General features: G+C 72.7%; 23 protein-coding genes. 7 read left to right on the top strand and 16 right to left on the bottom strand.

Going from position 1 to position 22,277, the window contains the following annotated elements; genetic code table 11:
* Positions 1–54: 54 nt before the first annotated feature.
* Genes DN069_RS00365 through DN069_RS00355 form a run of 3 tightly spaced genes read right to left on the bottom strand, consistent with a single transcriptional unit; the run spans position 55 to position 1,927 of the window.
* A complete protein-coding gene (locus DN069_RS00365; RefSeq protein WP_165845320.1) occupies positions 55–822 on the bottom strand; it encodes a DUF3710 domain-containing protein in 768 nt (255 codons plus the stop codon).
* 2 nt (positions 823–824) lie between these two features.
* Complete coding sequence (dut, locus tag DN069_RS00360; protein ID WP_207892004.1) at positions 825–1,343, bottom strand: dUTP diphosphatase; 519 nt, start codon at positions 1,341–1,343, stop codon at positions 825–827.
* Complete coding sequence (locus tag DN069_RS00355; RefSeq protein ID WP_111498639.1) at positions 1,340–1,927, bottom strand: PaaI family thioesterase; 588 nt, start codon at positions 1,925–1,927, stop codon at positions 1,340–1,342. The genes dut and DN069_RS00355 overlap by 4 nt, the downstream gene beginning before the upstream one ends.
* Positions 1,928–2,006: 79 nt before the next feature.
* On the opposite strand from DN069_RS00355, the gene DN069_RS00350 reads away from it, so the two are divergent.
* Complete coding sequence (locus tag DN069_RS00350) at positions 2,007–2,465, top strand: DUF3093 domain-containing protein (RefSeq protein ID WP_243638805.1); 459 nt, start codon at positions 2,007–2,009, stop codon at positions 2,463–2,465.
* A 254-nt stretch (positions 2,466–2,719) separates the two neighbouring features.
* Here DN069_RS00350 and DN069_RS00345 read toward each other — a convergent pair whose 3' ends face one another.
* The 5 genes from DN069_RS00345 to DN069_RS00325 all read right to left on the bottom strand — a co-directional run bounded on the left by DN069_RS00345 (position 2,720) and on the right by DN069_RS00325 (position 7,495).
* A complete protein-coding gene (locus tag DN069_RS00345) occupies positions 2,720–3,496 on the bottom strand; it encodes a hypothetical protein (RefSeq protein WP_243638804.1) in 777 nt (258 codons plus the stop codon).
* Between the two features lie 102 nt (positions 3,497–3,598).
* Positions 3,599–3,898 carry a DUF4193 domain-containing protein gene (locus DN069_RS00340; RefSeq protein WP_111498637.1) on the bottom strand — a complete coding sequence of 100 codons (300 nt, stop codon included), beginning with the start codon at positions 3,896–3,898 and terminating at the stop codon, positions 3,599–3,601.
* Positions 3,899–4,316: 418 nt separating this feature from the next.
* Positions 4,317–5,297: an acyl-ACP desaturase gene (locus tag DN069_RS00335; protein ID WP_111498636.1), complete on the bottom strand. Its 981-nt coding sequence runs from the start codon at positions 5,295–5,297 to the stop codon at positions 4,317–4,319.
* A gap of 230 nt (positions 5,298–5,527) precedes the next feature.
* Positions 5,528–6,772 carry a sensor histidine kinase gene (locus DN069_RS00330; protein ID WP_243638807.1) on the bottom strand — a complete coding sequence of 415 codons (1,245 nt, stop codon included), beginning with the start codon at positions 6,770–6,772 and terminating at the stop codon, positions 5,528–5,530.
* A gap of 69 nt (positions 6,773–6,841) precedes the next feature.
* Positions 6,842–7,495 (bottom strand): response regulator transcription factor, encoded by a 654-nt coding sequence (locus tag DN069_RS00325; RefSeq protein ID WP_042363732.1) that lies wholly within the window; start codon positions 7,493–7,495, stop codon positions 6,842–6,844.
* Between the two features lie 369 nt (positions 7,496–7,864).
* Between DN069_RS00325 and DN069_RS00320 the strand changes: the two genes are divergently transcribed.
* On the top strand, positions 7,865–8,050 hold the full coding sequence (locus DN069_RS00320) for a hypothetical protein (RefSeq protein WP_042363731.1): 186 nt from the start codon (positions 7,865–7,867) through the stop codon (positions 8,048–8,050).
* Between the two features lie 139 nt (positions 8,051–8,189).
* On the opposite strand, the gene DN069_RS00315 is transcribed toward DN069_RS00320, so the two are convergent.
* Positions 8,190–8,996: an inositol monophosphatase family protein gene (locus DN069_RS00315; RefSeq protein ID WP_111498635.1), complete on the bottom strand. Its 807-nt coding sequence runs from the start codon at positions 8,994–8,996 to the stop codon at positions 8,190–8,192.
* 150 nt (positions 8,997–9,146) lie between these two features.
* Positions 9,147–10,289, bottom strand: a complete 1,143-nt coding sequence (locus DN069_RS00310; RefSeq protein WP_111498634.1) for a ferrochelatase — start codon at positions 10,287–10,289, stop codon at positions 9,147–9,149.
* A 128-nt stretch (positions 10,290–10,417) separates the two neighbouring features.
* Here DN069_RS00310 and DN069_RS00305 point away from each other — a divergent pair, with 128 nt between their 5' ends.
* Both DN069_RS00305 and DN069_RS00300 read left to right on the top strand, forming a co-directional pair.
* Complete coding sequence (locus tag DN069_RS00305) at positions 10,418–11,701, top strand: MFS transporter (protein ID WP_243638803.1); 1,284 nt, start codon at positions 10,418–10,420, stop codon at positions 11,699–11,701.
* Positions 11,643–12,968 (top strand): D-arabinono-1,4-lactone oxidase, encoded by a 1,326-nt coding sequence (locus tag DN069_RS00300; RefSeq protein WP_111498633.1) that lies wholly within the window; start codon positions 11,643–11,645, stop codon positions 12,966–12,968. The genes DN069_RS00305 and DN069_RS00300 overlap by 59 nt, the downstream gene beginning before the upstream one ends.
* A gap of 9 nt (positions 12,969–12,977) precedes the next feature.
* Here DN069_RS00300 and DN069_RS00295 read toward each other — a convergent pair whose 3' ends face one another.
* Positions 12,978–13,805, bottom strand: a complete 828-nt coding sequence (locus DN069_RS00295; RefSeq protein WP_111498632.1) for a hypothetical protein — start codon at positions 13,803–13,805, stop codon at positions 12,978–12,980.
* Positions 13,806–14,243: 438 nt separating this feature from the next.
* On the opposite strand from DN069_RS00295, the gene sepH reads away from it, so the two are divergent.
* Positions 14,244–15,371, top strand: coding sequence for a septation protein SepH (gene sepH, locus DN069_RS00290; RefSeq protein ID WP_111498631.1), 1,128 nt, complete (start codon positions 14,244–14,246; stop codon positions 15,369–15,371).
* A gap of 84 nt (positions 15,372–15,455) precedes the next feature.
* Here sepH and DN069_RS00285 read toward each other — a convergent pair whose 3' ends face one another.
* Positions 15,456–16,463, bottom strand: coding sequence for a trypsin-like serine peptidase (locus DN069_RS00285; protein WP_111498630.1), 1,008 nt, complete (start codon positions 16,461–16,463; stop codon positions 15,456–15,458).
* A gap of 186 nt (positions 16,464–16,649) precedes the next feature.
* Complete coding sequence (locus DN069_RS00280) at positions 16,650–17,510, bottom strand: sulfurtransferase (protein WP_111498629.1); 861 nt, start codon at positions 17,508–17,510, stop codon at positions 16,650–16,652.
* A 58-nt stretch (positions 17,511–17,568) separates the two neighbouring features.
* Between DN069_RS00280 and DN069_RS00275 the strand changes: the two genes are divergently transcribed.
* Together DN069_RS00275 and DN069_RS00270 are read left to right on the top strand one after the other, a co-directional pair.
* The gene (locus tag DN069_RS00275) at positions 17,569–18,345 is read left to right on the top strand and encodes a VOC family protein (protein ID WP_133259795.1); all 777 of its coding nucleotides are present in this window, start codon (positions 17,569–17,571) and stop codon (positions 18,343–18,345) included.
* A gap of 139 nt (positions 18,346–18,484) precedes the next feature.
* Complete coding sequence (locus DN069_RS00270; protein ID WP_111498627.1) at positions 18,485–19,393, top strand: alkaline phosphatase family protein; 909 nt, start codon at positions 18,485–18,487, stop codon at positions 19,391–19,393.
* A 218-nt stretch (positions 19,394–19,611) separates the two neighbouring features.
* Here DN069_RS00270 and DN069_RS00265 read toward each other — a convergent pair whose 3' ends face one another.
* The 3 genes from DN069_RS00265 to DN069_RS00255 form a co-directional block, all read right to left on the bottom strand.
* Positions 19,612–20,289, bottom strand: coding sequence for a thymidine kinase (locus DN069_RS00265; protein ID WP_111498626.1), 678 nt, complete (start codon positions 20,287–20,289; stop codon positions 19,612–19,614).
* A complete protein-coding gene (locus DN069_RS00260) occupies positions 20,282–21,466 on the bottom strand; it encodes an alkaline phosphatase family protein (protein ID WP_111498625.1) in 1,185 nt (394 codons plus the stop codon). Before DN069_RS00260 ends, DN069_RS00265 begins: the two co-directional genes overlap by 8 nt.
* Positions 21,467–21,538: 72 nt before the next feature.
* Complete coding sequence (locus tag DN069_RS00255) at positions 21,539–22,132, bottom strand: DUF5998 family protein (protein WP_111498624.1); 594 nt, start codon at positions 22,130–22,132, stop codon at positions 21,539–21,541.
* Between the last annotated feature and the right edge of the window lie 145 nt (positions 22,133–22,277).

The following is a 22,277-nucleotide window of genomic DNA, read 5'->3' as shown; positions in this document are numbered from 1 at the left end:
GCTCGCGCCCACGCGGCGGAGCCGCACAGGCCGAGCCTCGCGCCCCTTGGGGGCCTAGCGGACTTCGGTGATCTCCGGGCCGCGTTCGAAGGGGTTGAGGTCGCTGGCGGAGGCCGGACCCTGCTGCTGGGGCATGCCGTCCGCGACCATCTGGGCGTCCTCGGGCAGACGCAGCACGATCGGGTCGCGGGGGGCCATCGGGCCCTCGCCGCGGACGACGATCGTCTGACGGAAGACCTGCTCCAGCACCGCCGCCGCGTCATCCTGCATGGCCGCCTGGCCACTGATCACGCCGCGCAGGAACCACCGCGGACCGTCGCAGCCGACGAAGCGGACCAGCTGAACCCCCTGCGTGCCGTCAGGCAACTGCACCGGGACGCGAGCCCGCAGGCCCCAGCCGAGCTCGGTCTCCTCCTCGTCGACCGCACCGCCCTGCTGCTCGATGCCGTCGGCGATCTCCTGGCGGACCTCGCCCCAGATGCCCTCCGACTTCGGCGCCGCGAAGGCCTGCAGCTGGATGGCGCTGTTGCCGAGCACCAGCGTGGCCGCGACGATCGCGTCACCGGCGACCTCGACGCGCAGCTCCATGCCGTCGACGCCGGGGACCAGCAGACCGCCGAGGTCCACCCGTCCGTCCTTGGCCTCGTCGACCTCGGAGATGTCGAACGGGCCCTCGGGGCGCGGCGCCGGCGGCAGGCCGACCCGCCCCTCCGTCACGCCGCCCTCCGCCTCGGAGGCGTCCTCGAACTCGTTGCTGTCGGCGTCGGCCAGCTCGTCGAGCTGATTGCCAGCGTCCTCGCCCTTGGCGCGACGACGGAACACGGTCACTGTCCTTCCCGGTCGGGTACCGAAGAGTCTTTCTGCCCGGCCGCGGGAATGCTAACCGCGGCATGGCCCCCCGTCGACCCGAAGCCTCCTGCGGCGCGCGCCGACCCCGGCAGCTCCGCCACCTCGTGGAAGCGGACCTTCTCCACCCGCTGGACCACCAGCTGGGCGATCCGGTCCCCGCGGTGGAAGACCACCCGCTCGCGCGGGTCGAGGTTGACGACGATCACCTTGATCTCACCACGGTACCCGGCATCGACCGTTCCGGGGGCATTGACGAGAGCGACGCCGCACCGCGCGGCCAAGCCGCTGCGCGCGTGTACGAAGGCCGCGTAGCCGTCCGGCAGCGCGATGGCGACGCCGGTCGGCAGGACGGCCCGCTCGCCGGGCTCCAGGACGGCGTCGACGGTGGTGCGCAGGTCCGCGCCGGCGTCGCCGGGGTGCTCGTAGGCGGGGACGGGCAGGTCCTCGTCGATCCGGCGGATCAGGACGTCGACGGGGTGCAGGTCGGAGCTCACGGGTTCACCTCGAAGGCGCGGGCGCGCTTGTGCAGGTCGGGGTTGTCCATGGCCGCCTTGATGTCCTCGGGGCGGCCGTGGTCGATGAAGTGGGCGATCGGGACCTGGATGAACAGCGCCTGCGCGGTGAGCGCGACGGGTCCGTCCGGGCCGTTCAGGCGGGCCTCGCCGCGGCTGTAGATCTTGCGTCCGGCGACGGCCTCGACCCAGGTGTGCAGGTACAGCGTCGAGTCGACCGGGACGGGGCGGCGGAAGTCCGTCTCCAGCCGCGCGGTGACCGACGCGGTGTGCAGCATCCAGTTCAGCGTGCCGAGCGCGTCGTCCATCGCCGTCACCAGCACGCCGCCGTGGGCCAGTCCGGGGCCGCCCTGGTGGGTGGGCGCCACCGTGAACTCGGCGAAGATCTCCACGCCCTCGCCCGCCCGCGCGGCCAGGTGCAGGCCGGAGGGCTGGGCCGGGCCGCAGGCGAAGCAGAAGTCGTAGTGGGAGCCGATCAGCTCGCCGGGCGCGGGGGCCTCCGGGTGACGGACGGGAGGGACCGCGTCGGGCGGTGGCGTGAGGCTGGGGCGTGCTGCATCGGTCACCCGCCGACCCTACAGGGAGCGGCCCTTCCGACCGGCCCCGCGGTCGGGCGCGCCGCCGGGGGCGCGCACAATGGTGGCCATGTACGACGAACGTCTCTCCGCCCCGGCGGTCCTGTGGCTGCTGCCAGCGGGCCTGGGCATCTCCTTCATGCTGGTCCTGCTGGTCTTCAGCCCGATCGCGGCCCTGCTGGGCCTGGTCGTGGGCGGCGTCGCCGGCGCGGTGCTGCTCAGCAGCTACGGCTCACCGCGTATCCGGGTCGCCCAGGGCCACCTGCTCGCCGGCGAGGCGAAGATCCCCGTCTCGGCCCTCGGCCGGGCCGAGTCGCTGGACAAGGACGAGGCCTTCGCCTGGCGCACGCACAAGGCCGATGCCCGCGCCTTCATGCTGCTGCGCGGCTACATCCCGACCGCGCTGCGCGTCGAGGTCACCGACCCGGGCGACCCGACGCCCTACCTCTACCTCTCGACCCGCACCCCGGACCGCCTCGCCGCGGCCCTGGAGGCGGCACGCCAGGACGCGACCACCGCGTCCAAGTAGGCCGAGACGGCGGCCAGGCCGTCGCAGCTCGAGAACGGCCCCCGGCCCCCGGCCTCCGGCCGGGGCTGGCGCATGCCCGCAGGCCGGCTCCGCAGCCACCGGCAGAGACCGGCGGGCTCGGTTCGCCCGTGTGGCGGCGATCTCCGTCGCGTTGACGCCCCTGCTCCTCCCCGTCCTCCGAACGCCCGGGAGCGGCCGCACAGGCCCTCGTACGGGCCACCACGGCCCCCCCGGTGAGCCGCTCCCGCAGGCGGCTACGGCTGGTCCGTGTCCGCGCGGGCGGTGAGCCAGTAGGACGGGTCGGCGGGTTGGCGTTCGCGCAGGGAGCGGCGGATCTCGGTGGCGAGGCGAGCGGTGTCGCGGCGGTTGACGTAGGCGCCCGCGGCCGCGCCGACCATGAGGGGGGCCAGCGAGGGAAGCTTGCGGAAACCCGCGCGGGTCAGCCGCTTGCGCAGCGACTTCCGCAGCGCGGCGGTCTTGCTGAGGGCCAGGATCGTGGCCGGTGAGGCGACGTCCAGGCCGCGGCGCTCGGACCAGACCGAGAGGTAGGCAAGGGAGCGCTGCCGGGCGTTGCCGGGCGCCGGCTGGCCGTAGGCCTCGTAGAGCTCCGCGATCATCTTGAACTCCACCGCCGCCACCGCAAGCAGCTCCGCGGCGATCTCCACGGGCATCGCGGCAGGAACCGGCATCATCGCCGCCGCGCCCGCTCCGGCGCCGACCGCGCCGGAGGCACGGGCGCCGGCGGCCGCGATGCGGTCGGCCAGCTCCTCCGCGCTGCGCGCGTCGGGGTGATGTGCGCGCAGCGTCGCCACGTCGCGCACCTTGATCCGGGGCGCGGCCGCCATCAGGCGGTCGGCCAGACCGGTCGTGCCGGTCTTGGCGCCCCTGCCGAGGCTCCGCCCCAGCCTGCGTGCGAGCGAGGCCATCCGGCCCTGCTCGGTGGGGACGGAGTCCGCTCCTGCGGACCCGTCCCAGACCTCCATCTCGTCGGCGATCCGGGCGAGGTCGGCCGTCGTCTCGTCGAGCGCCACATCAGGTTCGTTCGCTGACGGTCGGGCCGGCTCGTTCCCGGCGCCTGAGGATCTCTGCGGCTTGCGGAACGGTCCCATGAGTCCCCTTCCTACACCGCTCGATCAGGCGGCGCAGTCCCGGCAGATCGGCTGGCCGTTCTTCTCCTTGGCCAGCTGGCTCCGGTGGTGCACCAGGAAGCAGCTCGAGCAGGTGAACTCGTCGGCCTGGCGCGGCAGCACCCGGACGGAAAGCTCCTCATTGCTGAGGTCCGCTCCGGGCAGCTCCAGACCCTCGGCAGCCTCGAACTCGTCGACGTCCACCGAACTGGTGGTCTTCTCGTTCCGGCGTGCCTTGAGTTCCTCGATGCTGTCCGACTCGAGGTCGTCGTCGGTCTTGCGTGGGGTGTCGTAGTCAGTCGCCATATCACTCTCCCCCTTTGGGCGTGTTGCGGTTGTCTCCAGCGCACGTAACGCGCAGGCGGTCGGACTTGTGCCCGACCCGAGGGCGAGATTTTGCCTTACTTCAAGGCCCGTTACTCAATCGACACCCGATCAGCCCCTCGAAGAGGTGATCGCGGGGCCGATCGGAGGAGGTCAGCGGCCGCCCAGGGGCTATCCTCCATTGACCACTTACCGTGATCATGACCAGTGAAAACCCCGGAACCACGGGGCCGTGCGCCCGATTCCCCGATCACTGTCCGTCATCGGCTGTTCGGCCGCACTTTGGCTGAAAATGTACGCACACCCACAGTGACACGCCACTTTGTGACGTTCGTCACGGTTCAGGAAAATCCGGACTTATCTGCTCCGGATCGGGGTCGCCAGCCGGGTCCGCGCACGGCTACCCCGCGCGGCGCTCCTGCGCGGCCTGGCGGCGGGCCAGAATGGCCGCCTGGCGCTCGTCGAAGCGGGTCGCCTGGGTGTCCAGCCCCTCGAGGAAGAAGCCGAGCTCCTGCTGGGCCTGGAGGCCCTCGGGGCCCAGCCCGGTGATCTCCATGACCTTGAGGTGGCGCAGCACCGGCTGCAGCACGTCGTCGTGGTGGATCCGCAGGTTGTAGATGCCGCCGACGGCGATCTGGACGGCCGCGCGCTCGAAGCCGGGCATGCTGTGGCCGGGCATCCGGAAGTTGATCACCACGTCGGCGATGGCCCGCATGGCCTGGTCCGGGGCGATCTCCAGGGCGGCCTTCAGCAGGTTCCGGTAGAAGACCATGTGCAGGTTCTCGTCCGTGGCGATCCGGGCCAGCATCCGGTCGCAGGCCGGGTCGCCGGAGTTGTGCCCGGTGTTCCGGTGCGAGATGCGGGTGGCGAGCTCCTGGAAGGACACGTAGGCCACCGAGTGCAGCATCGAGTGGCTGTTGTCGGACTCGAAGCCCTCGGCCATGTGCGTCATCCGGGCGCGCTCCAGCGCCACCGGGTCCACGGCGCGCGTGGTCAGCAGGTAGTCACGCATGACGATCGAGTGGCGGCCCTCCTCGGCCGTCCACTGGTGCACCCAGGTGCCCCACGCGCCGTCGCGGCCGAACATGGACGCGATCTCGTGGTGGTAGCTCGGCAGGTTGTCCTCGGTGAGCAGGTTCACCACGAGGGAGACCCGCGCCACGTCGGTCACCCGGGACTGCTCGACCGACCAGGCCTCGCCGCCCATCAGGCCGTCGAAGTCGCGGCCCTGGCTCCACGGGACGTACTCGTGCGGCATCCACTCCTTGGCCACACCCTGGTGCCGGTTGAGCTCGCGCTCGACCACCTCCTCCAGCGCGTGGAGGAGCTGCGCGTCGGTCCAGTGGGTGCGGCCGGCGGGGCGGTCGGGGGCGATCGTCACGGCAAATCCAACTCTCGGAGCACTCTCACCTACGGTTCCGTAGGTTACGCCACCGTAGGTTGACGAAGCGCCTGCTGGCAAGGCCAGGGACTGACGTCACAGGTCGGATATTCGGTTACTTGCCGGTCGTCAAACGGCCGCCCGGACGACCCTCGGACGGCCGATCGGGAACGACTGATTCCGCCCCGCCGCAGGTGAGCGGCGGGGCGGGGTGGGGTGGGACGCGGGTGTCAGCCGGTGGCGCCCCGGGTCGGCAACGGCGGCAGGGCCGGCGCCTTCGCGGCGGGAATCCGCACCCGGATCAGCAGGCCGCCCTCGGCCCGCGGGACCGCCTCGATGGAGCCGTGGTGGGCCCGCACGACGGAGCGCACGATCGACAGGCCGAGCCCGACCCCCTTGTCGCTCCGCGTCCGTTCCCGGCCCTTTCCGCGCCGGAACGGCTCGAATATGTTCTCGACGTCGTAGCCGGGCACCACCGGTCCGCTGTTGACCACGACGAGCTCCCCACCGCCGTTGACCGCCGCGTGCACCTGGACGTCCACCCAGCCGTCCTCGGCCAGGTTGTACTTCACCGCGTTCTGGACCAGGTTCAGCGCCACCCGCTCCAGCAGCACGCCGTTACCGGCGACCATGACCTCGCCGGCCTGCGGCGGCAGCGCCGAGCGGATCCGGACGCCGCGCTGCTCGGCCTCGCCGCGCATCTGCTCCAGCGCCTGCCGGGCCACCTCGGCCAGATCCACCGGCTTGCGCTCGGTCAGCTCGTTGTCGCTACGGGCCAGCAGCAGCAGGCCCTCCACCAGCTGCTCGCTGCGCTCGTTGGTGGCCAGCAGCGTCTTGCCCAGCTGCAGCAGCTCCGGCGGCGCCTCCGGATCGGAGAGCTGGACCTCCAGCAGGGTGCGGTTGATCGCCAGGGGTGTCCGCAGCTCGTGCGAGGCGTTGGCGACGAACTTCTGTTGCGACTCGAACGATCGGTCGAGCCGGTCGAGCATGTCGTCGAAGGTGTCGGCCAGCTCCTTGAGCTCGTCGTCCGGCCCGTCCAGCTCGATCCGGCGGTGCAGGTCCGAGGAGGCCACCTGGCGCGCGGTCCGGGTGATCCGGCCGAGCGGGCTGAGCACCCGGCCGGCCATCGCGTAGCCGAAGAAGACGGCCAGGATCAGCAGCGCGAGCAGCGCGGCCAGCGACTTCCAGACCAGCACGTGCAGCGCGTCGGACGCCTCGTGCTGCTGGTAGGCGCTGAGCCAGGCCCGGAACTGGTCGCCGGTGAGCACCTGGCCGGTGGCCGTGTTGGTGATCTGCACGTTCGGGTCGACGCGGATCGGCGGCACCTGGGTGGCGCTGCCGAACGCCTGGTCCACGAAGAGGTACATGGCCAGCACCATGATCAGCCCGGCGAGCAGGAACATCCCGCCGTAGAACATGGTCAGCCGGATGCGCAGGGTGGGCCGGAAGGGAAGCAGCGACTCCCTGATGTCGATGTGGTTCCCGTGCTCGGGGTGGCCGCCGTCGCCGCCCTGCACGCTTCTGGTCTGGGTCGTGGCCACGGCTCAGATCCGGTATCCCGAGCCGGGAACGGTGATGATCACCGCCGGCTCACCGAGCTTGCGCCGCAACGTCATCACCGTCACCCGGACGACGTTGGTGAACGGGTCGGTGTGCTCGTCCCAGGCCTTCTCCAGCAGCTGCTCGGCGGAGACGACGGCGCCGCCGGCCCGCATCAGCACCTCCAGCACGGCGAACTCCTTGGGCGCCAGCGAGATCGGCTTGCCCTCGCGCAGCACCTCGCGGCGGCCCGGATCCAGCGTGATCCCGGCCCGCTCCAGCACCGGCGGCAGCGGCGTCGTCGCCCGCCGGCCCAGCGCCCGCACCCGTGCGACAAGTTCGCTGAAAGCGAACGGCTTCGGCAGGTAGTCGTCGGCGCCCAGCTCCAGGCCCTCGACCCGGTCGCTGATGTCGCCGGCGGCCGTCAGCATCAGCACGCGCGTCGGCAGCGCCTCCTCGACCAGCTTGCGGCACACGTCGTCACCGTGGACCAGCGGCAGGTCGCGGTCGAGCACCACGACGTCGTACTCGTTGAGAGCGATCCGGTCCAGCGCGGCCTGGCCGTCGTAGACCACGTCCACGGCCATGGCCTCACGGCGCAGACCGGTGGCGACAGCGTCGGCGAGCAACTGCTCGTCCTCGACCACGAGAACTCGCACCAAAGGTCCTTTCGGAGCGGGCACACCCCTTCGGGCGCGCACACGGATCTCCCGGCATGTCCGGCAGGGTTCCATCCTGCCTCGACCGCCCGTAAAGCACTGGTAAGCGGGGCGTGACGGGAACCGGCGGCGGGGTCGCCGGCCGGACCGGCGGCCGCCCCGGGGCCGACATGACGTATTTCTCTCCCCGCCCGAGGTTTCCCCGCAAAGCGGCTTGGGCAGGACGCTGATTACACCCGCGACGCACCAGCGCACTGTGCGCTGTAGGCACATGCGTGTCATGTGTGTCGCACCCGCCCGCCGTGCGGCCATCCGCGCCGGGTCCCCCGCAACCCGGGGCCGCCACGACACCAGCAAGGGGGTCAACCTATGGACGCCTTCACCGCCGGCATCCTCCAGCGCATCCGCAACGCCGAGCAGGACCTGCACCGGGCCCTGGAGTCGGGGGACGACTTCCTGGCCGAGGTCGAGCAGTCCGAGCTGGACGACCTGCGTCGTCTGGCCGCTGAGCACGGCATCGAACTGATGCCGACCGCTCCGCGCACCGCGGCCTGATCCTCAGACCTGCCAGAGCTCCCCAGACCCGCCAGCCCACCCGAGCTTCAGACCACACCACCCTCGCCCCCGACCGCCCGCCCCGGACACCGTCCGGGGCGTTCTCATGCGGTCTTCGTACGGCCGGACTCAGTCGTGCTCAGTCGTGCCAGGCGCCCAACTCGTCCAGCTCGCCGCGGAGCTGCTCGAACAGCACCGGCGGCGCCGCCACGGTCAGCTCCGGGCTCGCCGGCTGCCCCGGACGACCGGAGACCAGCGCGCCCGCCTCCTGGGCGACGAGCGCCCCGGCGCTGTAGTCCCACGGGTTCAGGCCGCGCTCGTAGTAGCCGTCCAGCCGCCCGGCGGCCACGTCGCAGAGGTCCACCGCGGCGGAGCCGCCCCGGCGGATGTCCCGGACCCGCGGCAGCAGCGAGGCGAGCACCTCGGCCTGGCGGGCCCGGCGCTGCTGCAGGTAGCCGAAGCCCGTCCCGATCAGCGCCCGCTCCATCGGCGGCGCGGGCCGCACCGCGAGGGCGCGCCCGTTCAGGAACGCGCCCTGCCCGCGCACCGCGTGCGCGCGCTCGCCGCGCGGCGGCACGTCCACGACCCCGACGACGACCTCCCCGTCCAGCTCGGCAGCGATGCTGACTGCCCAAGCCGGCAGCCCGTAGAGGTAGTTGACCGTCCCGTCGAGCGGGTCGATCACCCAGCGCACCCCGCTGGTCCCTTCCCGGGCAGCGCCCTCCTCCCCCAACAGCCCGTCGTCCGGGCGGCGTTCGGACAGCAGCTCGGTGATCAGCTTTTCGGCCGCGAGGTCCATCTCCGTCACCACGTCGACGGCGCTGGACTTGGTCGCGGCGACGCCGAGGTCCGCCGGCCGGCCGTCCCGCAGCAGCGCTCCCGCGCGGGCCGCGGCTTCGACGGCGACGTCGAGGAGTTCGGCGTAGAGGTTCTGACGGTCAGTCATGCTGCTTTCTCCTCGGTAGGGCACTGTCCAGGGGCGCGGGGAACTGCGCGAGAAACCGACGACGTGCGGATGGCCCTGTGCGTGCCGGTCATCAGCTGCGTGGGTGGCTTGTCGCGCAGTTCCCCGCGCCCCTGAGGTGAGTGCAACTTCTCAGTCAGTCCAGTCTTCGCCCGCCGCCGCAGGCGCCGAGCCCCGGGCGGCAGGGCAGCAACCGATCGGGCAGACGTCGTGGCTGGCGCCCAGCGCGCCCAGCGCGCAGGGGGTGACGCGCTCGCCGCACTCGCGCGCGGCGCGTTCGAGGACGAGGTCGCGGACGGCCGCGGTGAAGCGGGGGTCCGCGCCCACCGTCGCGGCGCGGGCGACGGGGAGGCCGAGTTCCTCGGCCTTCTCGCGGGCCTGGGTGTCGAGGTCGAACTTGACCTCCATGTGGTCGGAGACGAACCCGATCGGCACCATGACCACCGCCGCCGCGCCCGCGGCGTGCTCGGCCTCCAGGTGGTCGCAGATGTCGGGCTCCAGCCAGGGGATGTGGGGGGCGCCGCTGCGCGACTGGTAGACCAGCTCCCACGGGCGGTCGGCGACGCCCGTCGCCTCCGCCACGGCCGCGGCGATCAGGCGGGCGACCTCGAGATGCTGGGCGACGTACGCGCCGCCGTGGGTGCCGCGCGCGGGATCGGCGGGCGCGCCGGAGGAGTCGGCCAGGACGTCGGGAATCGAGTGCGTGGTGAAGGCCAGCCGCGCGTCCGCGCGGACCGCCTCCGGCAGGGAGTCCAGCGCGGTGAGGGTGGACTCGATCATGGGCTCGACGAAGCCGGGGTGGTTGTAGAAGATCCGCAGCTTGTCCACCCGCAGCTCGGCCGCGCCCGGCGCGCCCTCCTCGCGGAGCGTGGTGAGCGCGGCGGCGAGGTTCTCGCGGTACTGGCGGCAGCCGGAGTAGTTGGCGTAGGCGCTGGTGGCCAGGACCAGGACGCGGCGGTGGCCGTCTGCTGCCATCTCGCGCAGCGTGTCCACGAGGTAGGGGGCCCAGTTGCGGTTGCCCCAGTAGACGGGCAGGTCCAGGCCGTGGTCGGCGAAGTCGGCGCGCAGGGCCGCCAGCAGTTCGCGGTTCTGCGCGTTGATCGGGCTGACGCCGCCGAAGAGGAAGTAGTGCTGCCCGACCTCGGCCAGGCGCTCCTTGGGGATACCGCGTCCCCGGGTGACGTTCTCCAGGAAGGGCACGACGTCCTCCGGGCCCTCCGGACCACCGAAGGAGAGCAGCAGCAGGGCGTCGTACGGGGCATGCGCGTCGGACATGAGGCCGATCCTTTCACGCCCCTCGGGCCCGCTCACCGGACGCGCCCAGCCCGTGAGATATCCACTGGGCGTCCCCCGGCGCGGCCACGTAAGCTGTCTAAACTACCCATATCCCTTACGGAGCTCCTGTGCCCGCCGCGCTGTCCGCGCTCACCGCCTACCGCCGGATCTTCGCCGAAGCCCCCGGCAGTCTCGCGTTCTCCACCGCCGGATTCATCGCGCGGATGCCGATGTCGATGATGGGCATCGGCATGGTCACCATGCTCTCCTCGCTGCGCGGCGACTACGCGCTCGGCGGCGCCGTCTCGGCGACGGTCGCGCTGGCCGCGGCCCTGCTCGGCCCACAGGTGGCCCGGCTGGTCGACCGGTACGGGCAGAGCCGCGTCGCGCTGCGGGCGACCGCTGTGACCGTGATCGCGATGAGCGCGCTGCTGCTCTGCGCCGCGCTGGGCGCGCCGGACTGGACCCTCTTCGTCTGCGCCGTCGTGGCCGGCTGTATGCCCGCGATGGGCTCACTGGTGCGCGCCCGGTGGGCGCACCTCTACCAGGGCTCGCCGTCGCTGCTGCACACCGCCTACTCCTTCGAGTCGGTGGTGGACGAGATCGTCTTCATCGTCGGCCCGATCCTGGCCGTGGGCCTGTCCACCTCCTGGTTCCCGGAGGCCGGACCGCTGGCCGCCACCGTGCTGCTCGGCGTCGGCACGCTGCTGTTCTGCGCCCAGGGCCGGACCGAGCCGCCGGTCCACCCGCACGCCCACGCCGCGGCGGGCCGTTCGGCGCTGCGCACCCGCGGCCTGCTGGTGCTGGTGCTGACCTTCGTCGGTGTCGGCGCGGTCTTCGGCAGCGTCGAGGTGACCACCGTCGCCTTCGCCGACCACCTGCACCACAAGGCGCTCTCCTCGGTGGTGCTCGCGGTCTACGCGCTCGGCTCCTGCATCGCGGGCATCGTCTTCGGCGCGCTGAAGCTCAGGGGCCCGCTCTCGCGGCGGTTCCTGGTGGGCATCGTCACGCTGGGGGTGAGTATGCTGCCGCTCCTATTCGTGAAGAACCTCGTGGCCCTGGCGGCGGCGCTGTTCGTCGCCGGGCTGTCCATCTCCCCCACCATGGTCACCACCATGGGTCTGGTGGCGCTGATCGTGCCGGCGGCCAAGCTGACCGAGGGCATGACCTGGACCACCACCGGGCTGGCCGTGGGGGTGGCCTTCGGCTCCTCCGCCGCGGGCTGGGTGGTGGACGCCGCGGGCGCCTCCGGCGGCTACTGGGTGACGGTGGCCGCGGCAGGGCTCTCGGTCGCCACGGCGTTCCTCGGGTCACGCCGGCTGCGGTCGGCGCCGGAGCAGCGGGAGGGTGCACGTGTCGAGTCAGGCGGATCCGACGAACCGGCCGGGCGTGTGGAGCAACTGGGCCGGTAACCAGACCGCGCGGCCGAGCCGGGAGGTGACGCCCGGCTCCGTCGCGGAGCTGGCCGAGGCGATCGGAGCGGCGGCCGCCGACGGGCTCCCGGTCAAGGCGGTCGGCAGCGGCCACTCGTTCACCCCGATCGCGGCGACCGACGGCGTCCTGATCCGCCCGGACCGGCTGACGGCCGTCCGCGAGATCGACCACAAGGGCGGGACGGTCACCGTCGAGTCCGGCCTCCCGCTTTCGAGGCTGAACCAGCTGCTGGAGCACGCCGGTCTGTCCCTGACCAACATGGGCGACATCATGGTCCAGACCGTCGCGGGCGCGACCGGGACCGGCACCCACGGCACCGGCCGCAGCTCCGGCTCGCTGGCCGCGCAGGTGCGGGCGCTGGAGATCGTCCTCGCCGACGGCAGCGTGGTGACCTGCTCGCCGAGCGAGAACACCGAGCTGTTCGAGGGCGCGCGGCTGGGTCTCGGCGCGCTGGGCGTCGTCAGCGCGATCACCTTCGGCGTCGAGCCGGCCTTCCTGCTGACCGCGCACGAGGCGCCGATGCGCTTCGACGAGGTGCTGGACCGCTTCGACGAACTCGCGAACGACAACGAGCACTTCGAGTTCTACTGGTTCCCGCACACCGAGGGCTGCACCACCAAGCGGAACAATCGCGGCCCGGGCCCGGCCGCGCCGCTGCCGGCCCTCCGGCGCTGGTTCGACGACGACTTCGTCTCCAACACCGTGTGGGAGGGCGCCTGCCGGGTCGGCCGCGCCTTCCCGCGGAGCATCCCGACGATCGCGAAGATCTCCAGCCGCGCCTGGTCGGAGCGGACCTACACGGACGTCGCCTACAAGGTCTTCACCAGCCCGCGCCGGGTGCGCTTCGTCGAGATGGAGTACGCGGTCCCGCGCGAGGCGGCGACGACGGTGCTGCGCGAGCTCAAGCGCACCGTGGAGCGCTCGGACTGGAAGATCTCCTTCCCCGTCGAGGTCCGCGTCGCCCCCGCCGACGACCTGTGGCTCTCGACGGCGAGCGGGCGCGACACCGCGTACATCGCCGTCCACCTCTACCGGGGCACCGCGCCGCAGACCTACTTCACCGAGGTCGAGCGCATCATGACGGCCCACCAGGGCCGCCCCCACTGGGGCAAGCTCCACACCCGCGACGCGGACTACCTCGCGGGTGTCTACCCGCGCTTCGCCGACTTCACCGCCCTGCGCGACCGGGTCGACCCGGGACGCCGGTTCGGCAACGCGTACCTGCGGCAGGTGCTGGGCGACTGACCTGCTCGGCTAGGACGAGGGCGTGGTCTGCGGGGTGGCGGCGCCCGACGACGTGTCCGGGGTGGGCGTCGGGGTGGTGACCGGGTCCGGGCTCTGGCTGGGGCTGGTGCTCGGGTGGGGGCTGGAGGAGGTACCCGGGTTCGGCGAGGCGTTGCCGCTATTACTGCTGCCCTGCCCGCCGGTGCCGGACGTGCCACCGCTCCTGCCGGTGTCGCCGGCGTGGTCGGCCGAGGTCGACGCGCCGGATGACGGGTCGACAGGTGCGGAGGCGCCGCTGTTCGGCTTCCCACCGCCGCCGCTGCCGCCGCTGCCGCCGAAGAAGTTCGCGGCCGGTTTGCCGGAGGCGACCTCGATCACGCCCACCGTGCCCATCGCGAGCCCGAAGACGATCGTGGCGGTGACGGCGTAGACCTTCCAGCTCTTGGGTTTGAGATTGGTGCGACCGCGGTACACGGCGACGGCCTCGCCCTGGTCCGGGGGGTTGATTCGCGCCATCATCCGCGTGTGGTCGCCGCCCGGGTCGAACGGGTCGAAGACCTGCGTCTCCTTGTCGCCGGCGGGCTCCGCCGCCGACGCCGGGTGTTCGAGCTCGGCCGTGGTCGCGGTCATCTCCCGCAACTGCTCGCCGGTGCGCCGGAACAGGTGCTGCAGGACGGCCGTCCCGGTGGTCGCCCCGATGCTGACCACGGCCGCGCCGAGGATCGTGCCGTACACGCCCAACTGCGACGCGAGGACCGCGCCGACCACCGCCGCGAGAGCGCTCGCGGCCACCTGGGTGAGGCTGAGATCGAGGGTCCTGCGCTTGGGCTTTGCGCCCTGATTTTCCAGATCCTCCATCAATGCCCCTCGATGTACGCCTTTCTCCATACTGCACCAGGTACGACCGTTCGAAGGACCCCGCGGTTCCGGATGGCCGAAATGTGTGAAGATGATCACCGTAAGCCGCGCGGACGACCGCCATCGGAGTGGCGACCCTTGAGAATCCAGCGATTCGGGGCAGACTTGAGCCGCGAGCCGCACCATCCGGGGCCCACGTTTGGAGTAGTGTGACGTGAAGCCCGGCTGCGCACGGTCGGCGAGGCTCGTCCCGGGGTGCTCGCCGTGAAAGGCGCGGATCCGGGTGCTCGGAACAGTGGAACAGTGACAGACAGTCAAAAGAAGTAACTGTGCCATAACGGTGAGTCGCGGACCGAGGCCGACCCGCCGGGTAACTCTGCAATGTTGTGGTCCGCCGGCCGTCGGCACGCCACACTCGTTACGGGAGCAGCGACGCAGGTGACGTCGGCAGGCACCACCCGGGAGGTAACCGTGCCCGAACTGCGCGTCGTGGCCGTCAGCAATGACGGCTCACGGCTGGTGCTCAAGGCTGCCGATTCGACGGAATACTTCCTTCCGATTGACGAGCGGCTGCGCGCGGCCGTGCGCGGCGACCGGCCGCGCCTCGGGCAGATCGACGTCGAGAGCCACCTCCGTCCCCGCGACATCCAGGCGCGCATCCGCGCCGGTGCGACGGCGGAGGAGGTCGCGCAGCAGGCCGGCATCTCCGTCGAGCGCGTCCGCCGCTTCGAGGGCCCGGTCCTGGCGGAGCGCGCGTTCATGGCCGAGCGCGCCCGGAAGACCCCGGTGCGCCGCGCCGGCGAGTCCACCGGCCCGCAGCTCGGCGACGCCGTCGCCGAGCGCCTGCTGCTGCGCGGCGCCGAGAAGGACAGCACGGTCTGGGACTCCTACCGCCGCGACGACGGCACCTGGGAGATCATCCTCGGCTTCCGCGCGGACGCCGTCGCCCGGCAGGCCCGGTGGACCTACGACCCGCCTCGCCGCCTGGTCCAGCCCTGCGACGACGAGGCCCGCGCGCTGATCGGCGAGTCGCCTGCCCTGACGGCCGAGCCGACGCACCCCTTCGTCCCCCGCATCGCGCGGCTCCCCGGAGCCGACCGCGGCATGGGCATGCGCCCGCACGCGCCCGAGCGTCCGATCGACCGACCGCCGCTGGAGCGGTTCTCCATCGAGCGCCCGGAGCGGGTCGAGCGGGCCCCGGAACCTGCGGCTCCGGCTCCCTCCGCGCCCACGCCCGCCGCGGCGTCCGCGTCGTCCACGACGGTCGGGGACCAGCTGGACTCGGTGGACTTCCTCGACGTCGTCCCGACGCCGCTGCCGTCCGCGCTTCCTGACGAGTCCTCACTCGCCGCCGAGACCGAGGCCCCGCCGGCGGCGGCCGCCGCCGGCGCGGGTGCGGCCTACGCGGACATCCTCATGCCCCGCGTGGCCACCCCCCACCGCGACCGCCTCATCGGCTCCACCGACCGCCAGGCCGAGGCGGACGGCGTCCGCCCGGGCCGCAGGGCGGCCGTGCCGAGCTGGGACGAGATCGTCTTCGGTACGCGCCGCAAGAAACAGGACTGAGCGCCCTCCGCCAGGCGTGACAGCAGCGGGGCGAGGTCCCGGCGCGCCGCCGGGGCCTCGCCCCGCTGTCTCATCCGTGCGGGATCAGGTCAGTGAGCCCTGAGCCTTGAACAGGGCGGCGACGTACGAGTCGAAGTAGGGGCTCTGGTCCCATCCCGCGCTCAGGTTGCCGGTGCTGGTGACCCCGTCGACGTAGCCGAGGCCGTTGCCGGTGTTGTACCAGCGCAGCCAGGGGCCGCCGCTGGAACCCTGGCCGTAGTGGCAACGGATCTGGAACCTGCTGGTGCCCCGCTCGGGGCTGGTGCCACCGTTGCAGTACATCTGTACCTCACCCCGGTAGAAGTTGACCGGGTAGCCCAGCACGGCCACGCGCGAGGTGCGGCTGCCGTTCCAGGTGATGCCGTTGCCGCCGGTCACGTCGACCAGCTTGCGGCCGTTGTTCGGCCACGTGGTCACCATCGCGACGTCGCGGGCGGCGGAGCTGGACGAGATCCACCCCTGGAAGGTGCGGAACGACTTCGCGGCGAAGACGCCGTAGGGCGCCGAACCGTTGTGGTAGTCCGGCACGTAGACCCACTTCGTCATCCACGTGCCGCCACGGCCCCCGTGGACGCAGTGGCCCGCGGTGACGACCAACTGCCGGGAGGGGCTGTTGAGCGCACTCGCCGAGCAGGCGTAGTCGCCGCCGGTCCTGGGGTTGTGGAAGAACACCCGGCCCGCCGCGGCCGACGCGTAAATCGTGTGCGGCGACGCCCCCGCCGTGCTGCCGGCCGGGTGCTCCGCCGGACGCGGCGGAACGGACGGGGGAACGGCGCCCGCTGCGGGCGCGGAGTCGGCGGTGGCGGCGGAAGGGTCAGCGGCCGGCAACACGTCGAGCGGCGTCGCCTTCTTCATCCGCTCCGGCGTCCAGTACGCCAGCGCGGCAGCACCGGCGTCCGTGGTGGTCGTCGTAGCGGCGGCCGTCGCCGCCGACGCGTCCGCCGCGGCACGGGACTCCGGACCGGGGGTGGCTCCCTGGCCCTCCCCCGTCGCGGTCAGGGTGAGCAGGACCGCCGCCGCGGCCGGCAGCAGGACCCTTCGTATGGTGCGCACGTATGTACCCCCTCTGAGTCGCAGCCCGAACGAGCTGCGGTCGTCTACATCGTGGATCCCGAAACGGAGCCCGCCGGCGCCTGGCCGACGGACTCCGTCACTGATCATGCTATGCGTGGCGCCCCGACCGAAAGGTCATCGCACCAGCCATATATGACCGGCCGTCAGCGCTCGTGGTTCCGCCCCTCAGCGCGGGTCGGGCCCCGTCGCCGCCGGGCGGGCCGGGTCCGCGGACCACTCGCTCCAGCTGCCCGGGTAGAGGGTGGCCGGGAGACCGGCGAGTTCGAGGGCGAGGACGGTGTGCGCCGCCGTGACGCCGGAGCCGCAGTAGACGGCGATGTCCGTGTCCTTGGTCGCGCCCAGCGCGGCGAAGCGGGTGGCGAGGTCCGCCGGTGGCAGGAAGCGGCCTGAGGCGTCGACGTTGTCGCTCGTCGGCGCGGAGAGCGCGCCGGGCACATGGCCGGCCCGCGGGTCGACCGGCTCGGTCTCACCGCGGTAGCGCTCGCCCGCGCGGGCGTCCAGTAGGACCCGCGGGGCGCCGTCCGTGACGGGCCAGGCCGCCGCGCCGTCCGCGTCGGTCGTCGGGAGGCCGCCCGGGACCACGGTGAAGTCGCCCGCCTCGTCCGACGGCTCCGCCGTCGACAGCGCGAGGCCCGCCTCCGTCCAGGCCCGCAGGCCGCCGTCCAGCACGCGCACCCGCGGGTGACCGGCCCAGCGCAGCAGCCACCAGGCGCGGGCCGCGGACATCGACGTGGCCGCGTCGTAGACCACGACGTCCCGGTCCGCGCGTACCCCGGAGCGCCGCAGCGCGGACTGGAGCACCTCCGGCGCGGGCAGCGGGTGACGACCCGCCGCGCCGGGCGCGGCGGCGAGCTCGCGGTCGAGGTCGACGTAGTGCGCGCCGGGGAGGTGGCCCTTGGCGAACTCCTCCGCGCCGGGCGGGCCGCCGAGGCTCCAGCGGATGTCCAGCAGGGTCGGCGGCTGTGCGCCGGCGAGGAGGTCCGCGAGCTCGGCGGGGCCGATCAGGGTGGTGACTGGCTCAATCATGGGGACATTCTCGTGGCAAGGGCAGCGTTCACGGGACGGGGATGGGAGCATCGAGGGCGTGAGTGAGAGCTTGCGGCAACCCCAGGGCACCCCCTGTTGGGTGAGCCTGATGGCGCACGACCTCGACGCGGCCTGCGCGTACTACGCGGCCCTCTTCGGTTGGGAGTACCAGCACGGGCCCGACCGGCTCGGCCCCTACGTGCGGGCGACCCTGGACGGGCTGATGGTCGCCGGGATCGGGCAGTTCGAGGAGGCGGCGGGCTTCCCGGTCGACTGGATCACCTACTTCTCCGTGGACAGCGCCGACGAGTCCGCACAGCGGATCCGCGACTGCGGCGGAACCGTCGCCCTGGGCCCGCTGGACTCGACCGACGCGGGGCGGCTGGTGATCGCGGCGGACCCGTCGGGCGCCGTCTTCGGGGCGTGGGAGCCCCGCGCGCACACCGGCTGGCAGCTGCGGCGCGCGCCGGGCGCGGTCGTCTGGAGCGAACTGCGCACCACCGCGGTCCTGGACTCCGCCGACTTCTACGCCAAGAGCTTCGGCCTGGCCGCGGTCGAGGACGGTCGCGCGCAGATCGGCCGGGAGGACGACGCGATACTGCTGCGCTACGGCGGCCACCGCGTCGCCGGCATCCGCGCGGCCGGTCCCGAGGACCCGCGCCCGCGCTGGCGCGTCTACTTCGCCGTCAGCGACCTGGACGTGGCGGTCAAGTCCGCGACCGCGCTGGGCGGCACCCTGGAGCGGTCGCTGCCCCCGGCCCGTTACGGCGACGCCGCGTTCCTGCGCGACCCGCAGGGCGGCCCGTTCGCCCTCGTGCAGCTCTCGAAGGCCTGAGCTCGGCGAACGTCCCCGCCGTTCACCAACTTGTCCTGACAAGTTCATCGGCGCGGAGGTGTGGAAAGCGCTTACACACCCCCTGGCCCCCCGTTAGGGTGACGGGAACCGTTCGCACGACCCACCCCTGGGGCCCCACATGGCACTCCCGCACCAGTCCGACCGGCACGAGCGTGCCCGCCGTGTCCTCGTCGTCGGCGTCGACGGCGTCCGCCTCGACGTCCTCGCGGAGCTGGACACGCCGCGTCTCGACGAGATCAGCGACGCCGGCTTCCTCACCCCGGTCCTGATCGACCCGGGCACCCCGACCATGTCCGGCCCCTGCTGGGCGACCATCGCCACCGGCGTCCACGTCACCAAGCACGCGGTGTGGAACAACGACTTCACCGGCCACCGGCTCGCCGTCTTCCCCGACTTCCTCACCCGCCTGACGCACCTTCACGGCCGCCGCACGTACGTCGCGGCGGCGTGGGAACCGCTGGTGCTGGCGCGCAGTGGCGGCCCGCTCTTCAACGGCCCCGGCCGGCTCAGCTTCGTCGCCCCCGCCGCGGAGACCTGCGAGGACTGGGAGGCCGTCGACGAGCGGATGGTCCGCGACGCGGTCACCGTCCTGCGCGAGGAGGACCCCGAGGCGTCCTTCGTGTACCTGGGCGCGGTCGACGAGACCGCGCATCTGCGCGGCTGCGGCGCGGACTACCGTTCCGCGATCCTGCGCGCGGACGAGCGCCTCGGCCGCCTCCTCGACGCGCTCCGCGCGCGGCCGCGCTACGCGGACGAGGACTGGACGGTCATCGTCGTCACCGACCACGGCCACGTCGACGAGGGCGGCCACGGCGGCGCGAGCGTGCTCGAGCGCACGGCGTGGATCGCCTGCGCGGGCCCGGAGTTCACTCCCGGCGCGATCACCGCCCCGCTGCGCCACGTGGACGTGGCACCCCAGGTCTTCGCCTCCCTCGGCCTCACCCCCGACCGCCACTGGACCCTCGACGGCCTGCCTTTCACCGCCTCGGCGGCCCGGAACGACGCCGAAGCGTTCCAACTGACCTGAGGTTGCACCTCAGGGGCGCGAGGAACTGCGCGACAAGCCACCGGCATGCGGATGCTCCTCAACGCGCAGGGCCATCCGCACAGGGTGGTTTCCCGCGCAGTTCCCCTTCCCCGCCCCTGAGGTGAGTGCAACGACCTGCGGGAGCATCGGTGACCACTCGCGCCCACGCGCCGGAGGCGCACATCAGCAGAGCCCCGCGCCCCTGGAGGGCTACGCCCTCAACGGTGGTGCTGGCCCGGGATGGGGGAGACGGCGTCGAAGGGGAGGACGTCCGGGGAGAGGGTGGCGGACTGGGACGTCGCAGACGTCATGCGCTTGCGGTGGTGGCGGCGGCACAGGACCTCGTAACCGATCTGGTCCTCGTTGACCACCACGTCGCCCACGACGACCTGCGCGCCCTCGACGACCATGACGCCGCCCACCGTGCGGGCGTTGTGCGTCGCCCGCGCGCCGCACCAGCAGAGGGCCTCGACCTGGAGGACCTCGACGCGGTCGGCCAGTTCGATCAGGCGGGCCGAGCCGGGGAAGAGCCGGGTGCGGAAGTCGGTCGTGATGCCGAAGGTGTAGACGTCGATCGCCAGGTCGTCGACGATCCGGGCGAGCTGGTCGACCTGGGCGGAGTCGAAGAACTGGGCCTCGTCGCAGATCAGGTAGTCGATCCGTTCCCCGGCGGACAGCAGCTTGACCACGTGGTGGTGGAAGTCGAAGCCGTCGTGGACCTCCACGGCGGCCGTGCTGAGGCCCAGTCGGCTGGAGAGCGTCGCCGCGCCCGCGCGGTCGTTGCGCGTGAAGATGATGCCGCGACGGCCCCTGGCGCGGTGGTTGTGGTCCATCTGGAGCGCCAGTGTCGACTTGCCGCAGTCCATGGTTCCGGAGAAGAAGACCAGCTCAGCCACGGCGCACCTCCAGCAGCGGCACCAGCAGTTCGGAGTCGAGCAGCGAGCCGTGCATGCCGACCATGGACGACTCCCCCGGCTCCCGCTTCGTCGCGGTGATCGCCGCGTCGGAGGCGGCGACGGCGACGACGTCGCCGATGCGGCCGCGCACGCGGTCCTCGACGACCGGGCCGAACCAGCCCGCGTCGATGGCCTCCTCGCGCGAGGCGATCCAGAAGCGGTCACCGAGGCGGGCGCGCCAGGTGGCCAGCAGGTCGGCCTCCGCGCCGGGGCGGGCGTAGAGGTGGCGGGCGCGGCCCTCGCCGCCGAGGAGGAGCATGCCGGACCGCAGGTCCTCCTGCTCCGGCGCGTCCATGTCGATGCGCGCCCCGGCCGCCGGATCCGTCGGGACGTCGACCATGCCGTGGTCGGCGGTGACGTAGAGCGCGGAGCGCGGCGGCAGCTGCTCGGCGAGGCGCTGGGCGAGCCGGTCGACGGCCATCAGCTGGCCGCGCCAGGCGTCGGAGGCAGCGCCGTGGCGGTGGCCCATGCCGTCGAGCTCGCTGTAGTAGGTGTAGACGAGCGTGCGGTCCGCGGCGCCCAGGCGCTCGGCCGCGAGGTCCATCCGCTCCTCGCCGGTGAGCCGGCCGAGGAACTCGCCGCCGGAGAGGGCCACCTCGGTGAGCGGGGTGAACTCGAAGGTCGGCGAGGTGACCTGGCAGGTCTTCACCCCGTGCACGTGGGCGCGCTGGAAGACCGTCGGGTGGGGCTGCCAGGTGCGCGGGGTCATGTGCGGCTGCCAGCGCAGCTGGTTCATCAGCCGGCGCTCGCCGGGGATCCGGACCAGGTAGCCGGCCAGGCCGTGCTCGCCGGGAGGACGGCCGGTGCCGAAGGAGGCGAGGCTGGTCGCCGTGGTCGCGGGGAACCCGGCAGTGAGCGGACGCCCGCTGCCCGCCAGCGAGCTCGGCAGCAGCGAGGTGAGGAACGGGGCCTCGTCCGGGTGGGCGCGCAGCAGCTCCCAGCCGAGGCCGTCGATCAGGAAGACGCAGACGCGGTCGGCGGCGGGCAGTCGCAGACCCGTCGAGGGCACGCCGTCGGCCTCGGTGAGGCCCAGGCCGGCCGCGACCGCGGGCAGGACGTCGGCCAGGGCGGCCGCGCCGTAGGCGGGCACCGGCGCGGCGCTGTGAGGGAGAGTCATCTGGTCGTTTCTGCGGGGACGGGCGGTGTCGTGCGCGGCGCGGCCGCCCCCGTGCGGGGCGGTGCGGCGGACTCAGTCCGCGGCGCGCGCCGTGGCCTCGGACAGCGCACGGGCGAAGGCGAGCGCCTGGGACACCGTCTCCGGGCCGTCGCCCGCCTCGCTGACCCGCAACGAGAGGTCGTCGGCCGTGGTCGAGCCGGTGTACCCGTGGTCGGCGTCGCAGTTCGGGTCGCCGCAGGCCGCGGGCTCCAGGTCGATCCGGGAGACCGCGCCCCAGCCGATCGTCAGCACCACCTCGCGCGGCAGCGAGCCGCGCACGTACGTCTCCGGGTTCGCGACGACCCGGCTCACCACGACCGACGAGATCCGGCCGATCTTGACGCTCTCGGTGGACGTCGTCGCGTACGGCACCGGCGAGGTGTCGTCGGCGCCCTGCTCGTCGGTGTGGCTGACGATGAAGCGGTTGTCGGTCAGCACCAGCACGGTCACGTGCCGGCGGACCTCGTTGGCGTCGAAGGTGGTCTCCTGGTGCACCAGGTAGGCCTCGACGCTCTCGCTGCCCACGGCCTGCTCGACGGCCTCGGAGACGAGGGTCGGGTAGTAGCCGCTGCGCTCGATCGCGGAGCGCAGCCCCTGGGTGGTGGTCGTCGTACCGGTCTTCGCCATACCTACCATCCTGGCACGAGCCGGGCCCGGCTCACGCCAGCGCGCGCGGTCCGAGATCGGTCCGTGCGGGCAGCCGGCCCAATCGGACGTCCGCGCCCAGCACGGCGAGACCCTTGCGGCCGACCCGGACCGGCTCCAGGGGTGG

Origin of the sequence: Streptacidiphilus pinicola (assembly GCF_003258295.1) — a bacterium.
GTDB lineage: Bacteria > Actinomycetota > Actinomycetes > Streptomycetales > Streptomycetaceae > Streptacidiphilus > Streptacidiphilus pinicola.
This window is presented reverse-complemented; position numbering and strand designations above follow the sequence as displayed.